Below are 25957 nucleotides of genomic sequence, written 5' to 3' on the forward strand. Positions count from 1 at the left end.
AACTCGACATGTTCGCTTACTACCTTCAACTCGGCCTGCGCAGTTTGCGGCGCAACCCCATGCTCACGGCGCTGATGGTGATGGCGGTGGGCTTTGGCGTGGCCGCGTCGATGATCACCTGGTCGGTGTTCCGCGCGGTGTCGGGTGATCCGATCCCGGCCAAATCCTCGCAGCTGTACACGGTGCTGATCGACAACCGCGGTCCGCAGTACAACGACAACGGCGAGCCGCCCGAGGCACTCACCTATACCGACGCCACCGCCCTGGTCGCGGCGCGCAAGGCCACGCACCAGACACTGTTCTACAACGTGGCGCCGTCGGTGCTGCCCGAGGGCAACCAGAGTCTGCCGTTCATCGCCGATGGCTACGCCACCAACGCCGACTTCTTCAACATGTTCGACGTGCCGTTCGAGTACGGCGGCGCCTGGCATGCCGGCGACGACGATGGCCGCGCTGCCGTGGCGGTGATCAGCCACGAGCTCAACCAGCAGCTTTTCAACGGCGCCAACAGCGTGGGCCGAGAGATCACCATGGATCGGCACAGCTACCGCATCGTCGGGGTGACCGCGCACTGGGATCCGAAGCCGCGCTTCTACGACCTGTTCAGCAGCAATGCCTTCGGCGATCCGGTGCAGTTGTACCTGCCGTTCACCCGGGCGATCGATGTGGCGATGGACACCGCCGGGCGCAACAATTGCGGCAGCAATACGGATTTCGGTGTCGGCCGCGAAGCCTGGCTGCACGGCGAATGCGTGTGGATCCCGGTGTGGGTGGAACTGGCCGATCCGGCCGCCGCGAACAGCTACCGCGAATTCCTGACCCACTATGCTGCCGACCAGCAACGCGCCGGCCGCTTCCACTGGGCGCCGAACGTGCGCCTGCGCGACGTCAATGACTGGCTCGACTACAAGCAGGTGGTGCCGCCGGAAAGCCGCATCTCGCTGATGGTGGCACTGGGCTTCTTCGCGATCTGCCTGGTCAACACCATTGGCCTGCTGCTGGCCAAGTTCATGCGCCGCGCCGCCGAGATCGGCGTGCGCCGCGCGCTGGGTGCGCCGCGGCGCGAGATCTACCACCAGTTCCTGATCGAGGCCGGCGCCGTGGGTCTGGCCGGTGGCGTGCTCGGCTTGCTGCTCACCGCACTGGGCATGTTCGGCGTCGGCCTGCTGTTCGAGCCGGAGATCGCCCGGCTTGCGCATCTGGATTTCTCGCTGGTGGCGATGACCCTGCTGGTGGCGATCGCGGCCACCGTGCTGGCCGCGTTCTACCCCACCTGGCGCGCCGCGCAGGTGCAGCCGGCATGGCAGCTGAAATCCAACTGAGGAGGGCCAGACCATCATGCAGATCAAACCCATCCTCGCCGCGATGCGCCACCACAAGGCCGGCACCGTGCTGATCGCGCTGCAGATCGCGCTGACCCTGGCGATCGTCTGCAACGCGCTGTTCATCATCCAGCAGCGCATCACGCGGATGTCGCGTCCCAGCGGAGTGAGCGAGAACAACCTGTTCGTGATCCGCAGCGACTGGGCCGACAAGTCCGACACGCAGCGCATCGACGCGCAGATGCAGGCTGATCTGATCGCCCTGCGCCAGCTCGGCAGCGTGCAGGACGCCGCCTCGACCAACAGCTTTCCGCTGCGTGGCACCGGCTGGGACAATTTCATCAAGCTGCAGCCGGACCAGGTCAAGATGACCACCGACTCGGCGATCTTTTTTTCCGACGACCACACCCTGGCGACGCTGGGCACGCGCCTGATCGCGGGGCGCAATTTCACCGCCAGCGAAATCGCCGCGCAGAAACCCCGCGACGCGATGCACTCCGCCCAGGTGATCATCAGCAGGGACCTGGCGCAGCGGTTGTTCCCGCAGGGATCGGCGCTGGGCAAGACCATCTATGTGTCGATGGGCCACGCGCCATCCACCATCATCGGCATCACCGACACCTTGCAGGCGCACATGACCGGCAGCTGGGCCGGGCCGTATGCGTACAACGCGGTGCTGATCCCTGCGCGCCTGTTGAATGACTACACCTACTACCTGGTGCGGGCGAAGCCCGGCCAGCTCGACGCCGCGATGCGCGACGCGCCGAAAGCGTTGTTCGCGCAGAGCCGCATGCGCATCATCGACCACGAGGATGGCGTGATGAGCTTCGCCCAGGTGCGCCAGCGGGCTTACGAACGTGACGTGGGCATGGCGATCCTGATGGGCATCATCAGCGTCGTGCTGCTGGCGATCACCGCCGCCGGCATCGTGGGCCTGACCAGCTTCTGGGTCGGCCAGCGGCGCAAGCAGATCGGCGTGCGTCGTGCGCTGGGCGCCACCCGCGGCGACATCCTAAGCTACTTCCTCACCGAAAACCTGCTGATCGGGATCGGCGGCGTGCTGGCGGGTGCGGTGCTGGCGATCGGCATCAACCTGTGGATGGTGACCCAGTTCGAAATGGCGCGGTTGTCGCTGGCCTATGTCGTGGCCGGGGTGGCGGCGTTGCTGGTGTTGGGCCAGGGCGCGGTGCTGGCACCAGCGCTGCGTGCTTCGCGCGTGTCGCCGGTGGAGGCGACACGGAGCGTGTGAGTTCTCATTTCCTCCCTGCAGGGCAGGGGAGAAGACAAACCTCGGAGTGAACGGAATGCTTGCCTACTACCTCGAACTGGCCCTGCGCAGCCTGAAACGAAGTCCCGGCCTGACCGCGCTGATGGTGCTGGCGATCGGCTTCGGCGTGGCCGCGTCGATGACCACCTGGTCGGTGTTCCGCGCCGTGTCGGGCGACCCGATCCCGTGGAAGTCGTCGCAGCTGTTCGTGCCGCAGATCGACGCCTGGGGACCGAAGGGGCACCGCGGCGGCGACGACAACGAGCCGCAGGACGCGATGAACTACACCGACGCAATGGCGCTGATGCGCGACCACCGGGCCAAGCGTCAGTCGGCGATGTACCAGATCTCGCCTTCGGTGGTGCCGGCGCAGGCCGGCAAGCATCCGCTCAACGTGGGCGGCCACGCCGTCTACAGCGAGTTCTTCCCGATGCTCGACGCGCCGTTCCTGTACGGCAGCGGCTGGGATGCGCAGGACGATGCGCAGCGCGCAGCGGTGGTGGTGATCAGCAGCAAGCTCAACGAAAAGCTGTTCGGCGCGGTCAACAGCGTGGGCAAGACGGTGAACATCGAGGGCAAGGACTACCGTGTGTCCGGCGTGCTGGACAACTGGAATCCGCAGCCGCGCTTCTACGACGTGGTCAACACCGGCGGCTTCAGCGAGCAGGTCGAGGACGTGTTCATTCCCTTCGAGCGCGCCATCGCCGTGGGCATCCCCAACGACGGCAACACCAACTGCAGCGAAACGCCGAAGGAGTCGGGCTTCGTCGGCCTGCAGCAATCCAGCTGCATCTGGATCGCCTACATGGCCGAGCTGGAAGACGCTGCCTCGGTGACCGCCTATCGCCAGTATCTGGACGGCTATGCGCGTGCGCAGCAGACGGCCGGCCGGTTCACCTGGGCACCGAACAACAAGCTGCGCGACCTGCCGGCTTTCCTCGACCATGAGCAGGTCGTGCCCAGCGACACCAAGGTGTCGCTGCTGGTGGCGCTGGGCCTGCTGCTGGTCTGCCTGGTGAATACGGTGGGCCTGCTGCTGGCCAAGTTCCTGCGCCGCAGCGGCGAGATCGGCGTGCGTCGCGCGCTGGGTGCGCCACGCAAGGCGATCTATCTGCAGTTCCTCACCGAGGCTGGCGTGGTCGGCCTGACCGGCGGCGTGCTGGGCCTGCTGCTGACCGGTGTCGGCGTGGCCAGCGTGGGCATGGTGTTGCCCAAGAGCATTTCCGATCTGGCGCGGCTGGACCTGTCCCTGCTCGTCGTCACCCTGGTGGTCGCCGTGCTGGCCACCCTGCTGGCCGGGCTCTACCCCACGTTCCGTGCATCACGCGTGCAACCCGCGTGGCAACTGAAGAGCAATTGAGGATTATGCCCATGACCATGCATCCCATCCTCGCGGCACTGCGCAAGCACAAGGCCGGCGTGGTGTTGATCGCACTGCAGATCGCGCTGACGTTGGCGATCGTCTGCAACGCGGTGTTCATCATCGGCCAGCGCATCGAACGGGTGAACCGGCCGACCGGCCTGGACGAGAGCAACCTGATGCTGGTCAGCCAGCAATGGGTGGGCGCGCCGAGCGGCGACGACGCCGCCAGCGTGGAAAAGCTCGACAGCCTGCAACTGACCGACCTGGCCGCCCTGCGCGCGCTGCCGGGCGTGGCCTCGGTGGCGCCGATCAACTCGCTGCCGTTGCTCAATTCGTCGTGGAACGGCGCGGTCGACCACAAGCCCGGGGACACCAACCAGGGCAGTTTCCATGGCACCCGCACCACCTACTACTTCAGCGACGATCAGGCACTCTCCACCCTGGGCCTGCGCCTGGTGGCAGGGCGCAACTTCACCGCCGCCGACGTGGGGCACCAGGGCTTCCGCGACAACAGCGAGCCGTCAGTGGTGATACTGACCAAGGCACTGGCCGACAAACTGTTCCCGAAGGGCGACGCGCTGGGCAAGGTGATCTATCTCAACGGGTCGACCAAACCCACCACCGTCGTTGGCATGGTCGAGCGCATGCAGGTACCCGGTACCGGCACCTGGACCAACAGCTTCGTGTGGAACGCGACGCTGGTGCCGACCCGTCTGGACGCGAACTTCTCGCGTTACGCGATACGTGCCAAACCCGGCCAACTGGACGCGGTGATGCGCGCGGTGACGCCGGCGTTGTACAAGGTCAACCCCATGCGCGTGCTGGATGACGACAGCGTGCGCTCGTTCGCCCAGATCCGCGACAAGGCCTACCAGGCCGATCGCGGCATGGCGATCCTGATGGGTGTGGTCGCGCTGATCCTGCTGTGCGTCACCGCCGCCGGCATCGTCGGTCTCACCAGCTTCTGGGTGGGCCAGCGCCATCGGCAGATCGGCGTGCGGCGCGCGCTGGGAGCCCGCAAGATCGACATCCTGCACTACTTCCAGATCGAGAACCTGCTGATCGCCGGCACCGGCGTGGTGATCGGCGTGCTTCTGGCGCTGAGTCTGAACATGTGGCTGATGAACCACTACGAGATGACCCGCATCCCGGTGCTGTACGTGCTGACCGGTGTGCTGGCGATGCTGGCGATCGGCCAGGCCGCGGTGTTCGTGCCGGCCCGCCGCGCGTCCAACGTGCCGCCGGTGGTGGCGACGCGGGCAGTGTGATCAACAAGGGGGAATGGGGAACAGGGAATCGGTAGAGCAAAAGCCGCCCGCCTTGGCCTTTCCCATTCCCCATTCTCCATTCCCACTTCGAAGGAGACACCGCAGGTGTTTACCTACTACCTCGACCTGGCCCTGCGCAGCCTCAAGCGCAACAAGGCGCTTACCGCACTGATGGTGCTGGCGCTGGCGCTGGGCATCGGCGCCAGCATGACCATGCTGACCGTGTTGCACGTGCTGTCGGGCGATCCCTTGCCCGGCAAGAGTCATCAGCTGTTCTATCCGCAACTCGATCCGCAGGACATGGACGGCTACAAGCCGCAGGACGAACCGCCGGAGCAGGTCAGCTGGATCGACGGCATGGCCCTGCTGAAGGCCAGACGCGCCCATTTCCAGGCCTTGATGACCGGCGGCGCGGTGCCGATCCAGCCGGCGCAATCCTCGATCGATCCGTTCTTCGAGGATGCGCGCTATAACACGGCCGATTTCTTTCCGATGTTCGACGTGCCGTTTCTCTACGGGCAGGGCTGGAACGCGACCGACGACGAGGCCAGCGCCCATGTGGCCGTGCTCACCCGCGAACTCAACGACAAGCTGTTCGGCGGCAAGGACAGCACCGGCCAGACCCTGCGCATGAACGACGTGGCGTTTCGTATCGTCGGCGTGCTGGACAGCTGGCGGCCGACGCCGCATTTCTACGATCTCAACACCGGCAGCTACTCCGCCAAAGAAGGCGTGTTCGTGCCGCTGGCCACCGCCACCGACCTGAAGTTCGCCCGCAACGGTTCCACCGATTGCTGGGACAAGGGATCGAGCGAGAACATGAAAACCGCCACCTGCACCTGGCTGCAATTCTGGGTGCAGCTGGACACGCCGGCCGAGGCCGCCGCGTATCGGGAATTCCTGCTGAACTATTCGCGGGAGCAGAAGGCGCTGGGTCATTTCCAGCGGCCGCCCAATGTGCGCCTGCGCGACGTGATGGGCTGGCTGGACTACAACAAGGTGGTGCCCAGCGACGTGCATCTGCAGGTGTGGCTGGCGTTCGGTTTCCTGCTGGTGTGCCTGGTCAACACCGTGGGCCTGATGCTGGCCAAGTTCCTGCGCCGCGCGGGCGAGCTCGGCGTTCGTCGTGCGCTCGGCGCCTCGCGCCGATCGCTGTTTGCCCAGTTGCTGGTCGAAGCCGGTGCGGTGGGCCTGGTCGGCGGCGTCGGCGGCCTGCTGCTGGCCTTGCTCGGCCTGTGGCTAGTGCGCAGGCAGCCCTCGGATTACGCCGCGCTGGCGCACCTGGATCTGCCGATGCTGCTGGCCACCTTCGTCGCTGCCGTCATGGCCAGCCTGCTGGCCGGCCTGCTGCCGGCCTGGCGCGCCTGCCTGACTCCTCCCGCGCTGCAACTGAAGAGCAACTGACATGGACATCCTGCCCATCTTCTCGACCCTGCGCCGGCACAAGATCACGGCGCTGCTGCTGGTGCTGGAGATCGCGCTGACCTGCGCGATCGTCTGCAACGCCGTGTTCCTGATCAGCCAGCGCCTGCAGCGTACCGAAATGGCCAGCGGCGTGGCCGAGCACGAACTGCTGCAGGTGCAGGTCGCCAACATCGGCAAGCCCGCCAATGGCAAGGCGCGCGCCCAGGAAGACCTGGCGCTGCTGCGGCAGATTCCCGGCGTGACCGCGGCAGCCCTGCTCAACCAGGTGCCGTTCACCAACAGCTCGTCGAACACCAGCATCAAGCTCGATCCCGCGCAGAAGCTGCCCACGCTCAACGCCACCATGTACATGGGCGAGGGCCTGATCGCCAGCTTCGGCGCCCGGCTGGTGGCGGGGCGGGATTTCACCGCCGACGAATACCTGGACTACGACGACATGCGCAGCAACCCCGAGCTGCAGAACAAGGTCGGCTCGGTGGTGATCACCCAGGCGCTGGGCGAGCGCCTGTGGCCCGGGCAGAGCGCGCTGGGCAGGAACATCTACCTGGGCGACACCTCCGTGCGCGTGATCGGCGTGGTGCAGTCGCTGATCCGGCCGTCGCTGTTCATGGGCGACGACGCGGCGCAGTGGACGATGATCTTCCCCCTGCGATTGAGCGCGGCCAGCGCGTCGCGCTACGTGCTGCGCACGGCCCCCGACCAGCGCCAGCAGGTGCTTTCGGAAGCGGCAAAGGTGCTGCGCAAGGCTGACCCGCACCGCATCGTCCTGCAAAAGGACACGCTGGACGACATCCGCGGCGCGTTCTTCCAGAACGATCGGGCGATGGCCGGCATCCTGGTCGGCGTCATCGCCGCGCTGCTGATCGTCACCGCGCTGGGCATCGTCGGCCTGGCCAGTTTCTGGGTGGCGCAACGCCGCCGCACCATCGGCGTGCGCCGCGCACTGGGTGCGACCCGTCGCAACATCCTCAACTACTTCCAGACCGAAAACTTCCTGCTGGCCACCATCGGCATCGTGCTGGGCATGGTGCTGGCCTACGGCATCAACCTGTTCCTGATGACCCGCTACGAGTTGCCGCGCCTGCCGGGCATGTACTTCCCGATGGGCGCGATCGCCTTGTGGCTGATCGGACAACTGGCCGTTCTGGGACCGGCCCTGCGCGCGGCAGCCGTGCCGCCGGTGGTGGCGACGCGTTCGGTGTGATTCGAAGGCCGGGATTCGGGATTGGGGAAACGCAGAAGCCGAAGCTCGCGTCGTCGCTGCTCTTCCGAAACCCGAATCGCGAATCCCGGCTCCAAAGGAGATCATGATGTTTGGCTACTACCTCGACCTCGCGCTGCGCAGCCTCAGGCGCAACCGCATGCTCACCGCGCTGATGGTGCTGGCGATCGCCGTCGGCATCGGTGCCAGCATGACCACGCTGACGGTGACGCACCTGCTGTCCGGTGATCCGTTGCCGGGTCGCAGCCAGCAGATCTTCTATCCGCAGGTGGATGCCTCGCCGGCCGGTTACGCCAAGGGCGGGCCGCTGGACATGCTCGACTACCGCTCGGCGGTGGACCTGTGGAGCGCGCATCGCGCGGATCGGCAGGCCTTGATGGCGGGCAGCGACGTCAAGGTGCGTGCGCCGGATGCCGGGCTGCCGCCCTTGATGGTGCCGATGCTGGCCACGACCTCCGACTTCTTTGCAATGTTCCAGGTGCCGTTCCAGTACGGCAGCGCCTGGACGGCAGCCGACGCCGCCAGCCGTGCGCGCGTGGCGGTGATTTCCTCCGACCTCAACGATCGCCTGTTCGGCGGCGCCGACAGCGTGGGCAAGACCTTGCGTCTGAAGGACAGCGACGTGCGAATCGTCGGCGTGATGAAGAAGTGGCGACCCTCGCCGCTCTTCTACGATGTCCGCGCCGGGCGCTTCGCCGAAGGCCAGACAGCATCGTTCTACGGCAAGCCGGAAGACGTGTTCATGCCGTTTTTCAGCGGGCTTGACGTCAACGACGGCAACTTCTGGCAGTTCACCTGCTGGGGTTCCGTTCCCAGGCCGGGGCATCTGCAGGATGCTCCGTGCGTCTGGGTCGGCTTGTGGGTGCAACTGGATGACACCGCCAAGGTGGCGGACTACCGCGCCTTCGTCGCGAACTATGCGCAGCAGCAAAAGCAGCTCGGGCGGTTCGCCACGACCCAGACCCGCATGCCGGGCCTGATGGAGTGGCTGGTGTTCAACCATGTGGTGCCCAGCGACGTGAAGCTGCAGACCTGGCTGGCCTTTGCGTTCCTTGCCATCTGCCTGTTCAACATGATCGGCCTGCTGCTGGCCAAGTTCCTGCGTCGCAGCAGCGAAATCGGCGTGCGTCGCGCGCTGGGCGCCAGTCGCGGCGCGGTGTTCGCCCAGTGCCTGGTGGAGGCGGGCATGGTGGGCCTCGTCGGTGGCATCGGCGGCTGGCTGCTGACCTTGCTGGGTCTGTGGCTGGTGCGGCGGCAGCCCGTGGAATATGCCGATCTCGCCCACCTCGACCTCGGCATGTTCGGGCTGACCTTTGCGCTCGCCGTCGCCGCCAGCCTGCTGGCCGGCCTGTTGCCCGCATTGCGGGCCAGCCGGATTGCGCCCGCGCTGCAGTTGAAGACGCTGTGAGGATCGGAACCATGCAGATCAAGCCCATACTGTCCGCGCTGCGCAAGCATCGCCTGTCCACGATCCTGATCGCGCTGGAAATCGCGCTGGCGTGCGCGGTGCTGTGCAACGCCTGCTTCATCATTTCTCAGCGCGTCTCGGCGATGCACATCGTCAGTGGTGCGGATGAAGCGGCGCTCGCGTCGGTGCAGCTGACCGGCTACGACTCCGCTCAGGCAGCCGACGTGGACGCACGGGCGCTCGCCGCGTTGCGCGCCGTACCCGGCGTTGAATCGGTGTCGCCGATCAATTCCATACCGTTCGGCAGTCGCCGCGGTACCGCCGGAATTTCGACCGATGCGGCCGGCGAACATTTTGGCGGCGTGATCGAGTTCTACGTGGGCGGTCCCGGCAGCCTTGAGGCACTCGGCGCCAAGGTCGTCGCCGGGCGCGCGCCGCAACCCGACGATTTTCGGGCCTTCAGCGGCTTCATGCCCGACGGCGGCAGCGTCCAGATCACCCGGGCGCTGGCCGAGCATTTGTGGCCGGGCGCCGATCCGCTGGGCAAGGAGTTCTGGTCGCTGAAGTCGCACTACCGCGTCGTCGGCGTGTTGAAGGATCTGGTCCGGCCCGACCCCACCGGGTGGACGCCGGAACAACGCCAGTGGTCGGTATTCCTGCCGGCGCAGCCGGGTCCGTACCTGACCGGCAGCTACCTGTTGCGGGCCAACCCGGGCGACATGCCGCGGGTAATGCGCGACGCACTCGCGGCGGTGGCCAAGGCGGTGCCGGAGGTGGTGATCGATCGGGAAGCCAGCCAGAGCGTGTCCGACCTGCGCCACGACGTCTTCAAGAACGACCGCGTGATGGCCGCGATGTTGGTCGGCGTGATCTTCGCGATGCTGATGGTCACCGCGCTGGGCATCGTCGGCCTGGCCAGTTTCTGGGTACAGCAGCGCCGTCGGCAGATCGGCATCCGTCGCGCCATCGGCGCCACCCGCCGCGACATCCTGCATTACTTCCAGACCGAGAATTTCCTGATCGTCAGCGGCGGGATCGCACTGGGCATGGTGCTGGCATTCGCGCTGAACCTGGTGCTGATGAAGCACTACGAACTGCCGCGCCTGCCGCTGTACTACCTGCCTGCGGCGGCGCTGGTGCTGTGGACGCTGGGCCAGCTGTCCGTGCTGGGGCCGGCATTGCGCGCGGCGGCGGTGCCGCCGGTCGTGGCGACAAGATCATGACGAAGACCTGCGGGAGTCCGCTGATTCCTGTTCGGGCTTCGGCAAGGGACAAGACGTCGCCCGCCAGCGGGCTTCTGCGGAAAGCGTGTTGAAGAAGGGGAACGGAATGTTCGGTTACTACATGGATCTCGCGCTGCGCAGCCTGAAGCGCAACCCGGTGCTCACCGCGCTGATGGTGCTGGCGATCGGGCTGGGCATCGGCGCCAGCATGACGATGCTGACCCTGCTGCACGTGATGACCGCCGATCCGATACCCGATCGCAGCGCCCAGCTGTTCTATCCGCAACTGGATCCGCAGAGCATGGAAGACTACAAGGCAGGCGAGGACCCGCCCGACCAGCTGACCTGGACCGATGCCATGAACCTGTTGCACGCAGGGCGGGGCGTGCGCCAGGTGGCGATGACCGGTGGCCAGGTGACGGTGCGCCCGGAAGGAGGCAAGGCGCGCGCGTTCTTCGCGGATGCGCGCTACACCTCGGCCGACTTCTTCGGTATGTTCGATGTGCCGTTCGCCTACGGCAACGGCTGGACCGCGGCGGACGACGAGAAGCAGGCGCGGGTGGCCGTGCTCTCGCGCAAGCTGGCCGACAAGCTGTACGGTGCCGATCGCGCGGTGGGGCAGTCGCTGCAACTGGGCAAGTATGGTTTTCGCGTCATCGGCGTGATCGACGCGTGGGATCCGGTGCCGCACTACTACGACCTGACGCACGGCGGCTATGCCCGCTCCGAGGAAATTTTCCTGCCGCTGGAGACGGCGATTGCGCTCAAGCAGGGCACCTCCGGAAGCATCAGTTGCTGGGGCCGCATGCCCGAGGATGGCGACATGCGCAACGCCGACTGCGTGTGGACCCAATTCTGGGTCCAGCTGGATACGCCGGCACAGGTTGCCGGCTACCGCGAGTTCCTGACCCACTACTCGCAGGAGCAGAAGGCGCTGGGTCGCTTCGCCCGGCAGCCCAACACGCGCCTGCGTGACGTGATGGGCTGGCTGGATTACAACCACGTGGTGCCTGGCAGCGTGCAGCTGCAAGGTCTGCTGGCACTGGGTTTCATGCTGGTGTGCCTGCTCAACACCGTGGCGCTGCTGCTGGTGAAGTTCCTGCGCCGCGGCGGCGAGTTGAGCGTGCGCCGGGCGATGGGGGCCTCGCGGCGGGCGGTGTTCGCCCAGTTGCTGGTGGAGGCCTCGCTGGTGGGCATGAGCGGTGGCGGGGCCGGTTTGCTGTTGGCCGCGTTCGGCTTGTGGATCGTGCGGCAGCAGCCGGCGCAATACGCAGCCCTGGCACACCTGGACCCGACGATGCTGCTGACGACCTTCGTGCTGGCCGTCTGCGCGACGGTGCTGGCCGCGGTGTTTCCGGCATGGCGCGCCTGCCGCCTGGCGCCGGCCCGCCTGTTGAAGATCCAGTGAGGGCATGACCATGCATCCGATCGTTGCCGCACTGAAACACCACAAGACCACCGTGATCCTGGTCGTGCTGGAGATCGCGCTGACCTGCGCCATCGTCACCAACGCACTGTTCCTGATCGGCGATCGCCTGGGCACCATGCAGCTGACCACGGGCGTGGCCGACAACGAACTGGTATGGGCCAGAAGCAGCGGCCTCGACGATGACGCCACCCCCGCCAGCCGTGCCAGCCAGACGGCCGCCGACCTTGCTGCCCTGCGCGGCATGCCGGGAGTCAAGGCGGTGGCGATGGTCAATTCGCTGCCGCTCAGCCGCAACTACTGGAGCACCTGCCTCGGCATCCGCCCGGGTGGCGACAAGGCGGCCCGGGTCTGCAACCTCGTGGAGTACCTGGGCACGTCGGGCTACGTTGGCACGCTGGGGGTGCAGCTCTCGGCCGGGCGCGATTTCCTGCCGGCGGAATATGTCGACTACAAGGGCTTCAACGACCCGCCGCCGCCCGTCATGATCGTCACGCAGGCGCTGGCCGGACGGCTGTGGCCAGGCCAGTCACCGATCGGCAAGGCCGTCTTTCTCGGGGACAAGGGCCAGCATGCCGTGCATGTCGTCGGTGTGGTCGCGCATCTGCTCAACCCGAGCATCACCAAATACCAGGGCGTCGAGTCGGGCTTCCTGTGGCCGGTACGTTCGCTTGCCGGTGGCATGTACGTGCTGCGCACCATGCCCGAAGCGCGCGACACCGTGCAGCGCGACCTGCCCAGGGTGCTGGATGGCGTGGACGACCAGCGCGTCCTCACCGACAACCACAGCTACGTGGATACCGTGAAGGATTACTTCCATGATGATCGCGCGCTGATCTGGCTGCTGCTGGTGGTGATCGGCTGCCTGCTGGCGTTGACCGCGCTGGGCGTGGTCGGGCTGTCCAGTTTCTGGGTGCAGCAGCGCACGCACCAGATCGGCATCCGCCGCGCCATCGGCGCCACCCGGCGCGACATCCTCCGCTACTTCCAGATCGAGAATTTCCTGATCGTCACGGGCGGCATCGTGCTCGGCTTGCTGTTGGCCGTGGCGTTGAACCTGCTGTTGATGAAGCACTACGAACTGCCCCGGTTGCCATGGTTCTACCTGCCGATCGCGGCGCTGGTGCTGTGGGCGTTGGGCCAGCTGGCCGTGCTGGGCCCGGCGTTGCGCGCGGCGGCGGTACCGCCGGTCGTGGCGACGCGGAGCGTGTGACCGTGTGCCTGTCTTCACCCGCCGCCATCACGGCGCCGCTCGGCGGCGATCGACCGTATTCAACCTTTTTCCGACGTGGAGTTTCGATGAGCATGTTCCGCACCGCATTCCTTCTCGTGGCGATGGCCGTGCTGGGCACGCTGTGGCGCGATGCATCGGCTGCCCAGGCGACGGCCGCTTCGTCCGCCGCGCCTGTCGCGTCCTCCGGCGCTGCAGCGGAGATGATTTCGCGCACCGAAGTCGCCCGCATCATCGACAACACGCGCAAGATCGTCTCGCCGAACGGGGTGGACGAACGCATCAAGCTGCGCATCGGCGGCATCGACCAGTGGCTGTCGATCCGCGGCCGCGACCGGCGCAATCCGATCCTGCTGTTCCTCCACGGTGGCCCGGCCGCGGTGACGATGCCGGCCAGCTACACCTTCCAGTCGCCGTGGGAGGACTTCTTCACCGTCGTGCAATGGGACCAGCGCGGGGCGGGCAAGACCTACGCCGCCAACACCGAGCAGCAGATGTCGCCGGGCATGACGATCGAAGGCATGACCGACGATGCGGCCCAGGTCGTGCAGTACGTGCGCCAGCATTACGGCAAGCAGAAGATCTTCCTGCTCGGCCATTCCTGGGGCACGGTGCTGGGTACGCGGCTGGCCCGGCAGCATCCGGACTGGTTCCACGCCTACATCGGCGTGGGCCAGGTGGTGAACGTGCGCAGGAACGAGGAGATCGGCTTCGCCTTCGCCCTGCGTGCGGCAAAGGCCGACCACAACCCGCAGGCCGTGCGCGAGCTGGAGGCGCTGATGCCTTACCCGGGCACGGTGCCGATGACGCTCCAGCGCATCGGCACGCGCAGCAGGTGGGAGACTTACTACGGCGGCCTCACTCATGGCCGCAAGGATTTCTCCTACTACGCCGATGCCGAGGGTCTCTCGCCCGACTACGACCAGGCCGAGCTCGACGCGATCGGCAAGGGCAGCGTGTACACGCTCAACCACCTGTTGCAGTCCCTGCTCGGCGTGGATCTCGCTGACATGACGGATTTCGGTTGCCCGGTGCTCCTGTTCGTCGGGCAGCACGACTACACCACCTCGCACGAACTGGCCGAGCAGTGGTTCGAGCGCATCCACGCACCGTCGAAGCACCTGGTGCTGTTCGCCGACTCGGCGCACATGGTGATGCAGGAGCAGCCGGGCCGCTTCCTGATGCACCTGGTGACGGACGCGCTGCCGCTGGCGCAGAAGGCCGGCGACGCGGCACCGGCAGAAGTCACACGCGGCGATTAATTGGATTGCAGGAAACGGCTTATGCCAGCCGGGATGAGTCGAGGAAATTCGGGGGAATGGAATGATTGGTTACTACCTTGATCTTGCGCTGCGCAGCCTCAAGCGCAACAAGGTGCTGACAGCGCTGATGGTGCTGGCGATCGGGCTGGGCATCGGTGCGAGCATGACGATGGTCACCGTGCTGCACGTGATGACCGATGACCCGATGCCGGGGCGCAGCGGGCAGCTGTTCTATCCGCACCTCGACCCGTTGCCGCTGGACTACCGGCAGAACAGCGACGGGCCCGACGCGGCCAACAACCTGACCTGGCCCGACGCAAAGGCGTTGCTCGACGCGCGTCGCGGCACGCGACAGGCGGCGATGGCCGGTGGACAATTGCTGGTGCGGCCGGAACGGACGGATCTGCGGCCATTCAGTGTCGATGGACGTTATGCCACGGCGGATTTCTTCGCGATGTTCGGTGTGCCGTTCGAACGCGGACAGGGCTGGTCGGCGGCGGACGATGCGGCGCGGGCTCACGTGGTGGTGCTGGGCGACACGCTCAACCGCAAACTGTTCGGCCACGGCGACAGCCTCGGGCGCACGGTGCGGCTGGGCGAGACGGATTTCCGCGTGGTGGGCGTGGCGGCGGACTGGCGGCCACAACCCATGTTCTATGCGGATGCTTCGGCCACGCGCTTCGGCGATGCCGACCAGTTTTTCCTGCCGTTGTCGGTAGCGATGGATCTAGGACTGGACGTGAATGGCAATTTCACCGGGTGGGGCGAGGATCACGCCGCGACGCGGATGGTCAGCGCCACCACCAGCTGGCTGCAGTTCTGGGTGCAGTTGGACAACCCGGCGCAGGTCGCCGGCTACCGACAGTTCCTGCATGACTACTCGGCGCAGCAAAAGGTACTGGGCAGGTTCCAGCGTCCACCGGAAAACGCGCAGCTGTACGGCCTGATGGCGTGGCTGCAGCATCAGAACCTGGTGCCGAGCGACGTGCGCCTGCAACTGTGGCTGGCGCTGGGTTTCCTGCTGGTATGCATGACCAACATCGTGGCCTTGTTGTTGGCCAAGTTCCTGCGCCGCAGCGGCGAGATCAGCGTGCGCCGCGCGTTGGGCGCGCGGCGGCGCGACATTTTCCTGCAGCTCGGCATCGAATCGGCGGTGATCGGTGTGGGCGGCGGCGTGCTGGGCCTGCTGATCGCCCAGCTCGGCCTGTGGAGCGTGCGGCATCGCCCGGACGACTATGCACAACTGGCGCAGATGGACGTGTCCATGCTGCTGGGTACGTTGGTGCTGGCCATCGCCGCCAACATTCTGGCCGGGTTGTTGCCGGCGTGGCGTGCATGCCGCGTGGCGCCGGTGTTGCAACTGAAAACCCTGTGAGGGAAAGGATGCCGTGATGAACTTGCGACCGATACTTTCCAGCCTGCGCCACCACAAGCTCACCGCCTTCCTTCTGGTGCTGCAGGTGGCCCTTACCTGCGCCATCGTCTGCAACGTGGCATTCATGATCGCCAACCGCGTGGGCCAGCTGACGCTGCCCAGCGGCCTGGCCGAGGACGAGCTGTCGATGGTGCACGTCGTGGGCATCGACAAGGACGACAACCCGCAGGTCCGGCATGCGACAGACCTGGCCGCCCTGCGCGCGATACAGGGGGTGCATGCCGCGGTGGCGGTCGATTCGCTGCCGCTGAGCCGCAGCGATTCCAGCTACGGCACCTGCGGCAGCCGCGAATCGCTCGACCAGGCCATGGCGGTACGCTCGATGCAGGGCAGCAGTGGCTGCGTGCAGCCCAGCGTCTACAGCGGTTCCGAGGGCGAACTGGCGGCGCTGGGACTGAAGTTGGTGGCCGGGCGCGATTTCCTCCCCGACGAGTACGTACCAGCGGCGCCGGGCTGGGTGGTGGCGAACGTGCCCAGCGCCATCATCACCCGCGCACTGGCCGAACGGCTTTACCACGGAGATGCGCTCGGTCGCGACCTGTACATGGGCGGCCGGCCACCCATGCGTGTCGTGGGCGTGGTGGACAACCTGTTGCGTCCGCGCCTGCGCGCGCCCTCGGTGAACCAGTACAGCGTGCTGCTGCCCTCGGTGCCAGGCGACAGCGAGGTGACCTACGTGCTGCGCAGCGCGCCGCGCGACCGCCAACCGGTGCTCGACGCTGCGGTGGATATCCTGGGCCGGCTCGAACCGAGCCGGCTGATCCCGCCGTCGAGTACGCGCACGTTCGCCCAGCTGCGCCAGAAGTATTTCCAGCGCGACACCACCATGATCGGCCTGCTGCTGGCTTCGGCCCTGGGCCTGCTGTTCGTCACCGCGCTGGGCATCACCGGACTGGCCAATTTCTGGGTGCAGCAGCGCACGCGCAGCATCGGCATCCGCCGCGCCATCGGCGCCACGCGCGGCGACATCCTGCGCTACTTCCAGACCGAGAATTTCCTGATCGTCGGTGCCGGCATCGTGCTGGGCATGCTGCTGGCCTTCCTGTTGAACGCGGAGCTGATGCAGCACTACGAACTGGCGCGACTGCCGCTGTTCTATCTGCCGATGGGGGCGCTGGTGCTGTGGGGCCTGGGCCAGCTGGCGGTGCTGGGGCCGGCGTTGCGTGCCGCGGCGGTGCCGCCCGTCGTGGCGACACGATCGACATGAGCATGGATGGATTAACGATGGCGATGCCACGAAAAGCGCCTTGCATGCGGGGGATCGGCTGATGTTCCGTTACTACCTTGACCTGGCCTGGCGGCGTTGCCGGCAGGGGCCGTCGATGGTCCTGCTGCTGGTCCTGACCATGGCGATCGGGATCGCCTCGTGCATGACGGCGCTGACCATCTTCGGCGCGCTGTCCGGCGAGCCGTTGCCGGGCATCAGTCCGTACCTGCACGTGGTGACGATGGATGCCCGCGAGGCGGTCGACGCCAACAACAACGATTACGACAAGCCGGATGCCTATCTGAACCTGACGGATGCGAAGGCGCTGGTCGATGCGCAGCGGGCGCGCCAGCAGGTGGCGCTGGCGCAGAGCTATACGCTGGTCGGTCGCCCCGACGGCAAGCAGTCCGACCAGGTGCAGGGGCTGATGGCCCATGGCCCGGTGCTGGCCATGTTCGGCGTGCCGCTGCGCCATGGCCGGTCATGGACCGCCGAGGAGCAGGCGGCCCAGGCACCGGTGGTGGTGATCGACAGCGCTCTGGCGCAAAAGCTGTTCGGCACGGAGGACGCGGTGGGCCGCAGCGTGTCGCTGGGCAGCGGCAGTTTCCGCGTGGTCGGGGTCAGCGCGCCGTGGAAGCCGCGCACGCAGTTCCTCGACGTGCCGCGCAACCAGGGCAACGTGCTGGGCCAGCCGGAACAGTTCTTCGTGCCGGCGCAGGCGGCGCTGGCCGCGGGCGTGGGGCCGCTGACCGCGGGGGAATGCGGCAAGGGCGCGGCGGTCGTCAGCTTCCAGTCGGCCGAGGTGGACAAGTGCCGCTGGCTGGAAGTGTGGGTGGCGCTGGATACGCCGGCGACGGTGGCTGCGTATGCCCGGTTCGTCGCGGGCTACGCGGATGCGCAGCATGCGGCCGGGCGTTTCGTGTATCCGCCGCAGGCCGCGCTGTACGGCGTGCCATCGTGGATGAGCATGAACCACGTGGTGCCCGACGACGTCGGCCTCAACCTGGCGCTGGCCGGCGCCTTCCTGCTGCTGTGCCTGGTCAACGTGGCCGGCCTGCTGGCGGCGCGCTTCCTGCGCCGGCAGGCGGACGTGACGATTCGCCGTGCGCTGGGCGCGTCGCGGCGCAACGTGTTCGCGCAACACCTGGTCGAGACCGGCGTGCTCGGCCTGATCGGCGGCGCGCTGGCGCTGCCGCTGACCTGGCTGGGGTTGTGGATCGTGCGCATGCAACCGGTGGCCTATGCCGACGCGGCGCACTTCAGTGTTTCGGCATTCGCCGCGCTGCTGCTGTTGTCGCTGGTCGTCGGCCTGGTGGTGGGCATCCTGCCGGCCTGGCGCGTGTGCCGCCAGCCGCCGGCCATGCAGATCAAGCTGGGCTAGGGGGCGCGATCATCATGCGACACATCATCCAACCGCTCTTTCGTCATCGCCTGATGCCGCTGCTGGTGCTGCTGCAGGTGGCGCTGGCCTGTGCGATCGCCTGCAACGCGCTGTTCCTGCTGCAGCAGCGACTGGTGCCGATCCTGGCGCCGGACGGCATCGGCCAGCCGGAGAAGCTGGTCGTGGCGTGGAACATCGCCTCGCGCGGCAAGCCGTGGCCGCCGAGCCGGCTGCGCGAGGTGCAGGCGTCGCTGCGTGCCATAGCCGGAGTCGCCGCGGTGGGTCTGGCCGGTTCGCTGCCGATGGAGACCAGTGCCCAGATGAACGGTGACGTGATCGGCGAGGGGACCGGCATCCAGGCCGATGCGGCGGTCTACATCGGCGATCACCTGCGCGAGGCGCTGGATCTGCAACTGGTTGCCGGCCGCGATTTCAGCGCGACCGAGCAGGGCATCGACTACCAGGACGTGGGCATCAACCAGAGCGGCCCGGCGATCATCACGCGAGCGTTGGCCGATCGCCTGTCCCCCGATGGCCATGCACTCGGAAAGGTGGTGCGGATTGGCCGGGACGCGGATGCGGCGCGGCGCACCGTGGTCGGCGTGGTCGAGCACCTGATGCGCAACAAGCTGGAGCAGGACAACCGCAGCAACATCGACTACAGCATGCTTTTCCCCGGCGTACCCGGGCAGTGGCCGATGCCGGTGTTCGCCGTGCGGGCGGGGGCGGAAGGCGATGCCGAGCGCGTGCGCCAGGCCGTCAAGGCCACCATCACGCGCGAGCTGGGCGTGGAGATGATCCAGGGCTTCGAGCCCACCTACCAGATGTACGCCGACATGCGCGCGAACATGCTGGCCAAGTCGAAGGCGGCGGTGTGGCTGCTGTCCGGGGTCAGCCTGGTGGTGCTGATCGTGGCCCTGGTGGGCATCATGGGGCTGACCGGCTACTGGGTGCAGCAGCGCACGCGGCAGATCGGCATCCGGCGCGCACTGGGCGCGCGCCGCGTCGACATCCTGCGCCACGTGCAGATCGAGAACCTGCTGGTGGTGGGTGCCGGCATCGTGCTCGGCATGCTGCTGGCCTATGCGGTGAACCTGTGGCTGATGCGCCACTACGAGTTGTCGCGCCTGCCGTGGATCTACCTGCCGTTCGGCGCCGCGCTGATGCTGGTGCTGGGCCAGCTGGCGGTGCTGGCGCCCGCGCGTCGCGCCGCCGCGGTGCCGCCGGTGGTGGCGACGCGCTCGGCATGAATAACCGGTCCCGGGTGTACGCATGACCATGGTCATGGCAACCTTTATCGCTGGAGCGGCATCCATGTCCGCATGTGCAGAAAAAAGATGACCCGTACCGTACTGATCATCGACGACAACCCGGCCGTGGGCGAGGCGCTGTCGCTGGCGTTGTCGTTGCACGAGATCCGCGCGCTGGTGGCGCTGACCCCGGACGAGGGGCTGGCGCTGCTGCAGCGCGAAGCGGTCGACGTGGTGATCCAGGACATGAACTTCACCGCCGACACCACCTCGGGCGAAGAGGGCGTGGAGCTGTTCCGTGCGATTCGCGAGCAGCATTCCGACTTGCCGGTGATCCTGCTGACCGCGTGGACGCACCTGGAAACCGCGGTGGAACTGGTCAAGGCCGGCGCCGCCGATTACCTGGCCAAGCCGTGGGATGACAACAAGCTGCTGGCCACAGTGGAAAACCTGCTGGAACTGTCCGAGTCCACCCGCGAGGTGAACCGGGGCCGCCGCGAGCGGCGCCAGCGACGCGAGATGCTGCAGAAGAAATACGACCTGGACAGCCTGGTGTTCGCCTCCGAGGCGATGGCCCGCACGCTGGATCTGGCCTGCCAGGTGGCGCGTTCGGATGTGTCGGTGCTGATCACCGGTCCGAACGGCACCGGCAAGGAGCGCATCGCGGCGATCATGCATGCGAACTCGGCGGTGAAGCGCGGCCCGTTCGTGGCGGTGAATTGCGGTGCGTTGCCGGGCGAGCTGATCGAGGCCGAGCTGTTCGGCGCCGAGGCCGGTGCGTACACCGGCGCCAACAAGGCGCGCGAAGGGCGTTTCGAACTGGCCGATGGCGGCACCCTGTTCCTCGACGAGATCGGCAACCTGCCGCTGCCGGGCCAGATGAAACTGCTGCGCGTGCTGGAGACCGGCCAGTTCGAGCGGCTCGGTTCGGGCAAGACGCGGCAGGCGAAGGTGCGCGTGCTGTCGGCGACCAACGCCGATCTCAAGGCGATGATCCAGGCCGGCACGTTCCGCGAGGATCTGTACTACCGGCTCAACGTGATCGAGGTAAACCTGCCGCCGCTCTCCGAGCGCAACGACGACATCCTGCCGCTGGCCGAATTCTTCCTGGACGGCCGCGCCGAACTGGGCGAGGCGGCGCGTGATGCCTTGCTGGGCTATCCGTGGCCGGGCAACGTGCGCGAACTGAAGAACGCGATCGAGCGCGCCGCCCTGCTGGCCGGTGGCAACGTGATCACGCCGGAGCTGCTCAACCTGCCGCAGCACGTGACCGCCGCCGCGGCACGCAATCTCGACGAGCCCAGCCGCGAGACGGTGGAGGCGGCCCTGCACAAGGCCGGCGGCGTGGTCAGTCGCGCCGCGCAGAACCTGGGCCTGTCGCGCCAGGCGCTGTACCGGCGCATGGAGCGCTACGGTCTGGCGACCACGGCCTGAGCGGACTCGCGATGGAAGAAAACCACGGGAAGTGGTTTTCTTCACCGACTCCGAGCGCTGTTCTGTGATCGGCATGCTTGCTCTTGACCATGAGGCGTAGAAAGATGGCGATCGGTATCCAGTGGGGGGAACGTCATGCGATATCGCCTGATCATTTTCTTGTCGGCCGCGCTGATCGGCGGGACGGCGATGGCGCAGACGCCACCCGCGCTGCGCAGCGACCTCAGCCTGCTGCCTGCGTCCAGCAGCAGTTCGTCGGACTATCGAGCCGGCTCGCTGGCGGTGCCGGGCGACGGCAACAGCAGCCCGTTCCGCTTCAGCGACGGTCGCGAGGGCGAGGCGTGGAACAAGGCGCCGCCGCGGCCGATGGATCGCGACGCGGTGCTCGGCACCGAGCGCGCCTGGCTGGGCGGACGCCCGCCGCTGGACTGCGCGATGACTCCCCACGACGCCAGGTGTCATTGATCGGGCGCTTTTCCCGCGAGGAGAACGGCCGATGTGGCGTCGCCTGAACTCGCTGCGCGGTCGGCTGACCCTGCTGCTGGCGGTGGCCGCCTTCGCCGGCGCGGCGATCTACGCGGGCGTGACCCAGTGGCCGCTGCCACAACTGCTGGTGTGGATGCGCAAGGACCTGGCCCTGTCCATCCGTGCGCCGATGCAACTGGGCATCTATGGCGGCCTGCTGGCCAGCGCGCTGGTGCTGTTGCCACTGGCGTTCTGGCTGGCCGGTCGGGTGATGGCGCCGGTCAGCCGCCTGTTGCGTGCGCTGGAAGGCGCGGTGGCCAGCTATCGCGACGGGGATTTCAGCTTCTCCATCGCGATCAATCGGCGCGACGAGCTGGGTGAGCTGATCCGCATGCACAACGCGCTGGGACAGACCCTGCGCGAACAGCGCCAGCATCTGGTGCAGCGCGAGTTGCTGCTGGACACGGTGGTGCAGAACACCCCGGTGGCCCTGGTGCTGACCGATTCGTCCGGTCGCGTCGCCTACGCCAACATCGCCTCGCGGCATCTGTTCAACGAAGGCCGCAGCCTGCACGGACTGGATTTCGCCGCGTTGCTGGTGGACGCCCCGGAGGCCCTGCGCAAGGCCGTGGAGACCGGCGAGGACGCCCTGCTCAGCGTGGAGATGGAAGGCAGCGAGGAAATCTTCCACCTGTCGCAGCGTGCGTTTCGTCTGCAGGGGCGCCCGCATCGGCTGCACCTGTTCCGGCGAATGACGCGCGAATTGTCGCGGCAGGAAGTGGCGACGTGGAAACGGGTGATCCGGGTGATCAGCCACGAGCTCAACAATTCGCTGGCGCCGATCACCTCGCTGTCGCACTCCGGAGCGGAACTGGCCCGGCGCGGCCAGCTCGACCGGCTGCCCGGCGTATTCGCCACCATCGGCGAACGCGCGCTGCACCTGCATCGTTTCATCGCCGGCTACGCCAGCTTCGCCAAGCTGCCCACGCCGCAACCGGTGAGCGTGGTGTGGCAGCCGTTCCTGGATGGCCTGGCGCTGCATTGCCAGTACCGCCTGGCCACCGCCGTGCCCGAGCAACCCGGGCATTTCGACGCGGTGCAGATCGAACAGGTGCTGATCAACCTGATCAAGAACGCGCACGAGTCCGGCGGCCCGGAAGACGAAGTCACGCTGTCGCTGCTGGAAGTCGGCAACGAGCTGCGCATCGAGGTGGCCGATCGCGGCCCCGGCATGAGCGAGACGGTGCTGGCCCAGGCACTGCTGCCGTTCTACTCGACCAAGCGTTCCGGCACCGGCCTGGGCCTGGCGCTGGCCCGCGAGATCGCCGAAGCGCACGGCGGCCGCGTGCTGCTGGCCAACCGCGAGGGCGGTGGCCTGCGGGTGAGCCTGCGCCTGCCGCAGTCCCGATAAGCATCCGCTCGCCTATACTCAAGCCTTCTTCAGGGACAAGGGGTGGGCAATGGGAATCGGACAGCTGCTTGCGCTGGTCATCGTGGTCGTCGTCATCATCGGCGTGGCCAAGCTGGTGCGCATCGTGCCGCAGGGCTTCGAGTGGACGGTGGAAACGTTCGGCAAGTACACCCGCACGCTGAGTCCCGGGCTGCATTTCCTGATCCCGATCTATCAGGCGGTCGGGCGCAAGATCAACATGATGGAGCAGGTGCTGGACGTGCCGTCGCAGGACGTCATCACCAAGGACAACGCGGTGGTGCGCGTCGACGGCGTGGTGTTCTACCAGGTGCTGGACGCGTCCAAGGCCGCGTATGAGGTCTCCAATCTGGAGCAGGCCTCGCTGGCGCTGATCATGACCAACATCCGCACCGTGCTGGGCTCGATGGACCTGGATGAAAGCCTGAGCCAGCGCGACGCGATCAACGCCAAGTTGCTCAAGGTCGTCGACGAGGCGACTCATCCGTGGGGCGTCAAGGTCAACCGCATCGAGATCAAGGACATTGCGCCGCCGCGCGACCTGGTCGACGCGATGGCGCGGCAGATGAAGGCCGAGCGCGAGAAGCGCGCCAACATCCTCGACGCCGAGGGTTTCCGCCAGGCCGCGATCCTCAAGGCCGAGGGCGAGAAGCAGTCGGTGATCCTGGCCGCCGAAGGCGAGAAGGAGGCTGCCTTCCGTGCCGCCGAGGCGCGCGAGCGTTCGGCCGAGGCCGAGGCGAAGGCCACCTCGATGGTGTCCGAGTCGATCGCCAACGGCAACGTCAATGCGCTGAATTATTTCGTCGCCAACAACTACGTCGACGCGCTGAAGGAAATGGCCAAGTCGCCGAACCAGAAGATGCTGCTGTTGCCGATCGAGGCCACCGGCATCCTGGGCTCGCTGGCCGGCATTGCCGAGCTGGCGAAGGAATCGCTGGGCCAGCAACAGAAGCCCGGCGTCATCCAGCCGCCGCTGCGCTGAGGGCACGACCATGTGGGAACTGTCGACGCATTACCTGTGGTGGATCCTCGCGCTGCTGCTGATCGCGGGCGAGCTGCTGTTGCCGGGCTATTTCCTGTTGTGGATCGGCTTGGCCGCCGCCGCGATGGGCGTGGTGCTGTGGGCGGATCCGACGCTGGGCATGCTGGCCCAGGCGATCCTGTTCGGGCTGCTGGCGTTCGCCTTCTGCGTCAGCTACGCGCGCTGGCTGCGACCGCGGCTGGAGCGCCGCGTGTCCGGTGGCGAGCGGCTCAACCGGCGCGCTGAGCAGCTGATCGGCCAGCGTTATCCGTTGATCGAGCCGATCGTCAACGGTCGCGGCAAGGCCCGGGTCGGCGACGGCCAGTGGCTGGTCAGCGGCCCCGACCTGCCGGCAGGTGCGGTGGTGGAAGTGGTGGCGGTCGACGGCACCACCTTGCAGGTACGCGCGACGGCATGAGCGCGGGCGACGTCATCAGCCAGCAGCAGTTCGCCACCACGGCCATCACCACGCGCATCGCGTTCGCGCTGGAACTGGCGCGGCGGCTGCACCAGTACGGCACCACCGCGCCGCGGCTGGAGATGGCCGTGGCCGGGGTGGCACAGCGCCTGGGGCTGTCGGCCGATGTGTGGTCCAGTCCCACCGCCATCATCATTTCCTTCTCCGACCTGGCCCAGGGCGGCGAGGAAGGCGTGGCGCAGACCACCCAGGTGATGCGGCTGGCGCCGGGCGAGGTGAACCTGGAGCGGCTGTGCCGGGCCGACGACATCGCCGATCGGGCGATCGCCGGCGAGCTGGACCTGCGCGAGGGCTTTCGCCTGTTGCGCGAGCTGGGGCGGCCGGACACGCGGCGCGAGAAGATCGGCTCGATCGTCAGTTACGGCCTGTCGGCGGCCAGCATCGCGGCGCTGTTCCTGCACAGTTCCTGGGTCGACCTGGTGGTGGCGGCGGTGATCGGCGTGATCATCGGCTGCATCACCCTGCTGGCCGGCAGCCGGCCGCAACTGGCGGTGGCCAGCGACGCCATCTGCGCCCTGGTGGCGACCACGGTGGCGATCGTGGTGAGCGCCTTTGTGGTGCCGCTGGCGATCAAGTCGGTGGTGCTGGCCAGCCTGATCATTCTGGTGCCGGGCATGTCGCTGACCACCGCGGTGCGCGAGATATCCAGCCAGCACCTGGTCTCCGGCATGGCGCGCATGGGCGGCGCGATGTCGACCCTGCTCAAGCTCACCTTCGGCACCATCGCGGCGACCCAGTTGTGCGCCGCGTTCGGCATCAAGGCACGCGACTTCGCCTTGCCGGCGCTGCCGACGTGGACCGATTACCCGGCCCTGCTGGTGGCGGCGATCGCCTTCGCGATCCTGTTCCGGGCGGCCAAACGCGACTGGCCGGTGGTGATCGTGGCGGTGGTGGTCGGCTACCTGGCCACGCGCTGGGGCGGCCAGATCTCCAGCTCGCTGTCCGGCGCGCCGGTGGGCGTATTCCTGGGTGGCCTGCTGCTGGGCGCGATGGCGAACGTCTACGCCCGTTACGCGCAACGGCCGGGCGCGGTCATCCGCGAGCCCGGCATCCTGTTGCTGGTACCCGGCAGCGTGGGCTTCCGCAGCGTGTCGTTCCTGATGGAACGCGATACCACGCTGAGCCTAGACACCGGCCTGCTGCTGGTCACCCTGCTGGTATCGCTGGTGGCGGGACTGATGTTCGGCGACCTGCTGATCTCGCCAAGACGCTCCCTATAAATAAAAAGTCGCCGAAGTCGCAAACATCGAAATTCCTGCGACCGACCCCGAAGACAAACCCACACGGCACGATCGCCTCCTCCCCTGCAAGGCAGGGGAGGATTGAGGTGGGGTTGCTCTTGACCTGACCCCGCCAAGATCAAAAGCCACCCCCTCCTGACCTCCCCCTGCTTCGCAGTGGGAGGAACCAGGCAAAACCGCTCTTGTCCCGGAACCCACA

21 protein-coding genes are annotated in these 25957 nt (G+C 67.0%); all 21 read left to right on the forward strand.

The annotated features are described in order from the left end of the window. Positions 1-8 precede the first annotated feature (8 nt). Entirely contained in the window at positions 9-1322 is a 1314-nt protein-coding gene (locus ASD82_RS09025; RefSeq protein ID WP_056717499.1) for an ABC transporter permease, read from the forward strand. A 16-nt stretch (positions 1323-1338) separates the two neighbouring features. Then, positions 1339-2571, forward strand: coding sequence for an FtsX-like permease family protein (locus ASD82_RS09030; protein ID WP_056717500.1), 1233 nt, complete (start codon positions 1339-1341; stop codon positions 2569-2571). Between the two features lie 55 nt (positions 2572-2626). Then, positions 2627-3949, forward strand: coding sequence for an ABC transporter permease (locus ASD82_RS09035; protein ID WP_056717501.1), 1323 nt, complete (start codon positions 2627-2629; stop codon positions 3947-3949). 11 nt (positions 3950-3960) lie between these two features. After that, on the forward strand, positions 3961-5220 hold the full coding sequence (locus ASD82_RS09040) for an ABC transporter permease (RefSeq protein ID WP_056717502.1): 1260 nt from the start codon (positions 3961-3963) through the stop codon (positions 5218-5220). Between the two features lie 105 nt (positions 5221-5325). Next, positions 5326-6624: an ABC transporter permease gene (locus ASD82_RS09045; protein WP_056717503.1), complete on the forward strand. Its 1299-nt coding sequence runs from the start codon at positions 5326-5328 to the stop codon at positions 6622-6624. 1 nt (position 6625) lies between these two features. Continuing rightward, entirely contained in the window at positions 6626-7849 is a 1224-nt protein-coding gene (locus ASD82_RS09050; protein WP_056717504.1) for an FtsX-like permease family protein, read from the forward strand. A 106-nt stretch (positions 7850-7955) separates the two neighbouring features. Further along, positions 7956-9275, forward strand: coding sequence for an ABC transporter permease (locus ASD82_RS09055; RefSeq protein ID WP_056717539.1), 1320 nt, complete (start codon positions 7956-7958; stop codon positions 9273-9275). 11 nt (positions 9276-9286) lie between these two features. Then, complete coding sequence (locus tag ASD82_RS09060) at positions 9287-10498, forward strand: FtsX-like permease family protein (protein ID WP_056717505.1); 1212 nt, start codon at positions 9287-9289, stop codon at positions 10496-10498. Between the two features lie 106 nt (positions 10499-10604). Then, entirely contained in the window at positions 10605-11906 is a 1302-nt protein-coding gene (locus tag ASD82_RS09065; protein ID WP_056717506.1) for an ABC transporter permease, read from the forward strand. A gap of 10 nt (positions 11907-11916) precedes the next feature. Further along, positions 11917-13137 (forward strand): FtsX-like permease family protein, encoded by a 1221-nt coding sequence (locus tag ASD82_RS09070; protein ID WP_056717540.1) that lies wholly within the window; start codon positions 11917-11919, stop codon positions 13135-13137. A gap of 86 nt (positions 13138-13223) precedes the next feature. Continuing rightward, entirely contained in the window at positions 13224-14417 is a 1194-nt protein-coding gene (locus ASD82_RS09075) for an alpha/beta hydrolase (protein ID WP_056717507.1), read from the forward strand. A 61-nt stretch (positions 14418-14478) separates the two neighbouring features. Next, entirely contained in the window at positions 14479-15792 is a 1314-nt protein-coding gene (locus ASD82_RS09080) for an ABC transporter permease (RefSeq protein WP_056717508.1), read from the forward strand. A 16-nt stretch (positions 15793-15808) separates the two neighbouring features. Then, the gene (locus ASD82_RS09085) at positions 15809-17059 is read left to right on the forward strand and encodes an FtsX-like permease family protein (protein WP_056717509.1); all 1251 of its coding nucleotides are present in this window, start codon (positions 15809-15811) and stop codon (positions 17057-17059) included. Positions 17060-17120: 61 nt separating this feature from the next. Continuing rightward, a complete protein-coding gene (locus ASD82_RS09090; RefSeq protein ID WP_056717510.1) occupies positions 17121-18440 on the forward strand; it encodes an ABC transporter permease in 1320 nt (439 codons plus the stop codon). 14 nt (positions 18441-18454) lie between these two features. Further along, on the forward strand, positions 18455-19690 hold the full coding sequence (locus ASD82_RS09095; RefSeq protein ID WP_056717511.1) for an FtsX-like permease family protein: 1236 nt from the start codon (positions 18455-18457) through the stop codon (positions 19688-19690). 87 nt (positions 19691-19777) lie between these two features. Then, complete coding sequence (locus tag ASD82_RS09100) at positions 19778-21124, forward strand: sigma-54 dependent transcriptional regulator (protein ID WP_056717512.1); 1347 nt, start codon at positions 19778-19780, stop codon at positions 21122-21124. A 135-nt stretch (positions 21125-21259) separates the two neighbouring features. Next, positions 21260-21589 carry a hypothetical protein gene (locus tag ASD82_RS09105; RefSeq protein WP_056717513.1) on the forward strand — a complete coding sequence of 110 codons (330 nt, stop codon included), beginning with the start codon at positions 21260-21262 and terminating at the stop codon, positions 21587-21589. A gap of 31 nt (positions 21590-21620) precedes the next feature. Next, entirely contained in the window at positions 21621-23000 is a 1380-nt protein-coding gene (locus ASD82_RS09110; protein ID WP_056717514.1) for an ATP-binding protein, read from the forward strand. 49 nt (positions 23001-23049) lie between these two features. After that, positions 23050-24000 (forward strand): SPFH domain-containing protein, encoded by a 951-nt coding sequence (locus ASD82_RS09115; RefSeq protein ID WP_056717515.1) that lies wholly within the window; start codon positions 23050-23052, stop codon positions 23998-24000. A 10-nt stretch (positions 24001-24010) separates the two neighbouring features. Further along, positions 24011-24457 carry an NfeD family protein gene (locus ASD82_RS09120; RefSeq protein ID WP_056717516.1) on the forward strand — a complete coding sequence of 149 codons (447 nt, stop codon included), beginning with the start codon at positions 24011-24013 and terminating at the stop codon, positions 24455-24457. Continuing rightward, entirely contained in the window at positions 24454-25737 is a 1284-nt protein-coding gene (locus ASD82_RS09125; RefSeq protein ID WP_056717517.1) for a threonine/serine exporter family protein, read from the forward strand. Before ASD82_RS09120 ends, ASD82_RS09125 begins: the two co-directional genes overlap by 4 nt. The last annotated feature ends 220 nt before the right edge of the window (positions 25738-25957 follow it).

This window comes from Rhodanobacter sp. Root179 (genome assembly GCF_001428465.1).
GTDB lineage: Bacteria > Pseudomonadota > Gammaproteobacteria > Xanthomonadales > Rhodanobacteraceae > Rhodanobacter.

Bases quoted from the DNA above. Each gene is read 5' to 3' on its own strand.
- ASD82_RS09075 (WP_056717507.1), top strand. From the start codon at position 13,224: ATGAGCATGTTCCGCACCGCATTCCTTCTCGTGGCGATGGCCGTGCTG.
- ASD82_RS09030 (WP_056717500.1), top strand. From the start codon at position 1,339: ATGCAGATCAAACCCATCCTCGCCGCGATGCGCCACCACAAGGCCGGC.
- ASD82_RS09105 (WP_056717513.1), top strand. From the start codon at position 21,260: ATGCGATATCGCCTGATCATTTTCTTGTCGGCCGCGCTGATCGGCGGG.
- ASD82_RS09120 (WP_056717516.1), top strand. From the start codon at position 24,011: ATGTGGGAACTGTCGACGCATTACCTGTGGTGGATCCTCGCGCTGCTG.
- ASD82_RS09125 (WP_056717517.1), top strand. From the start codon at position 24,454: ATGAGCGCGGGCGACGTCATCAGCCAGCAGCAGTTCGCCACCACGGCC.
- ASD82_RS09090 (WP_056717510.1), top strand. From the start codon at position 17,121: ATGTTCCGTTACTACCTTGACCTGGCCTGGCGGCGTTGCCGGCAGGGG.
- ASD82_RS09100 (WP_056717512.1), top strand. From the start codon at position 19,778: ATGACCCGTACCGTACTGATCATCGACGACAACCCGGCCGTGGGCGAG.
- ASD82_RS09095 (WP_056717511.1), top strand. From the start codon at position 18,455: ATGCGACACATCATCCAACCGCTCTTTCGTCATCGCCTGATGCCGCTG.
- ASD82_RS09050 (WP_056717504.1), top strand. From the start codon at position 6,626: ATGGACATCCTGCCCATCTTCTCGACCCTGCGCCGGCACAAGATCACG.
- ASD82_RS09115 (WP_056717515.1), top strand. From the start codon at position 23,050: ATGGGAATCGGACAGCTGCTTGCGCTGGTCATCGTGGTCGTCGTCATC.
- ASD82_RS09065 (WP_056717506.1), top strand. From the start codon at position 10,605: ATGTTCGGTTACTACATGGATCTCGCGCTGCGCAGCCTGAAGCGCAAC.
- ASD82_RS09060 (WP_056717505.1), top strand. From the start codon at position 9,287: ATGCAGATCAAGCCCATACTGTCCGCGCTGCGCAAGCATCGCCTGTCC.
- ASD82_RS09025 (WP_056717499.1), top strand. From the start codon at position 9: ATGTTCGCTTACTACCTTCAACTCGGCCTGCGCAGTTTGCGGCGCAAC.
- ASD82_RS09055 (WP_056717539.1), top strand. From the start codon at position 7,956: ATGTTTGGCTACTACCTCGACCTCGCGCTGCGCAGCCTCAGGCGCAAC.
- ASD82_RS09085 (WP_056717509.1), top strand. From the start codon at position 15,809: ATGAACTTGCGACCGATACTTTCCAGCCTGCGCCACCACAAGCTCACC.
- ASD82_RS09070 (WP_056717540.1), top strand. From the start codon at position 11,917: ATGCATCCGATCGTTGCCGCACTGAAACACCACAAGACCACCGTGATC.
- ASD82_RS09110 (WP_056717514.1), top strand. From the start codon at position 21,621: ATGTGGCGTCGCCTGAACTCGCTGCGCGGTCGGCTGACCCTGCTGCTG.
- ASD82_RS09080 (WP_056717508.1), top strand. From the start codon at position 14,479: ATGATTGGTTACTACCTTGATCTTGCGCTGCGCAGCCTCAAGCGCAAC.
- ASD82_RS09040 (WP_056717502.1), top strand. From the start codon at position 3,961: ATGACCATGCATCCCATCCTCGCGGCACTGCGCAAGCACAAGGCCGGC.
- ASD82_RS09035 (WP_056717501.1), top strand. From the start codon at position 2,627: ATGCTTGCCTACTACCTCGAACTGGCCCTGCGCAGCCTGAAACGAAGT.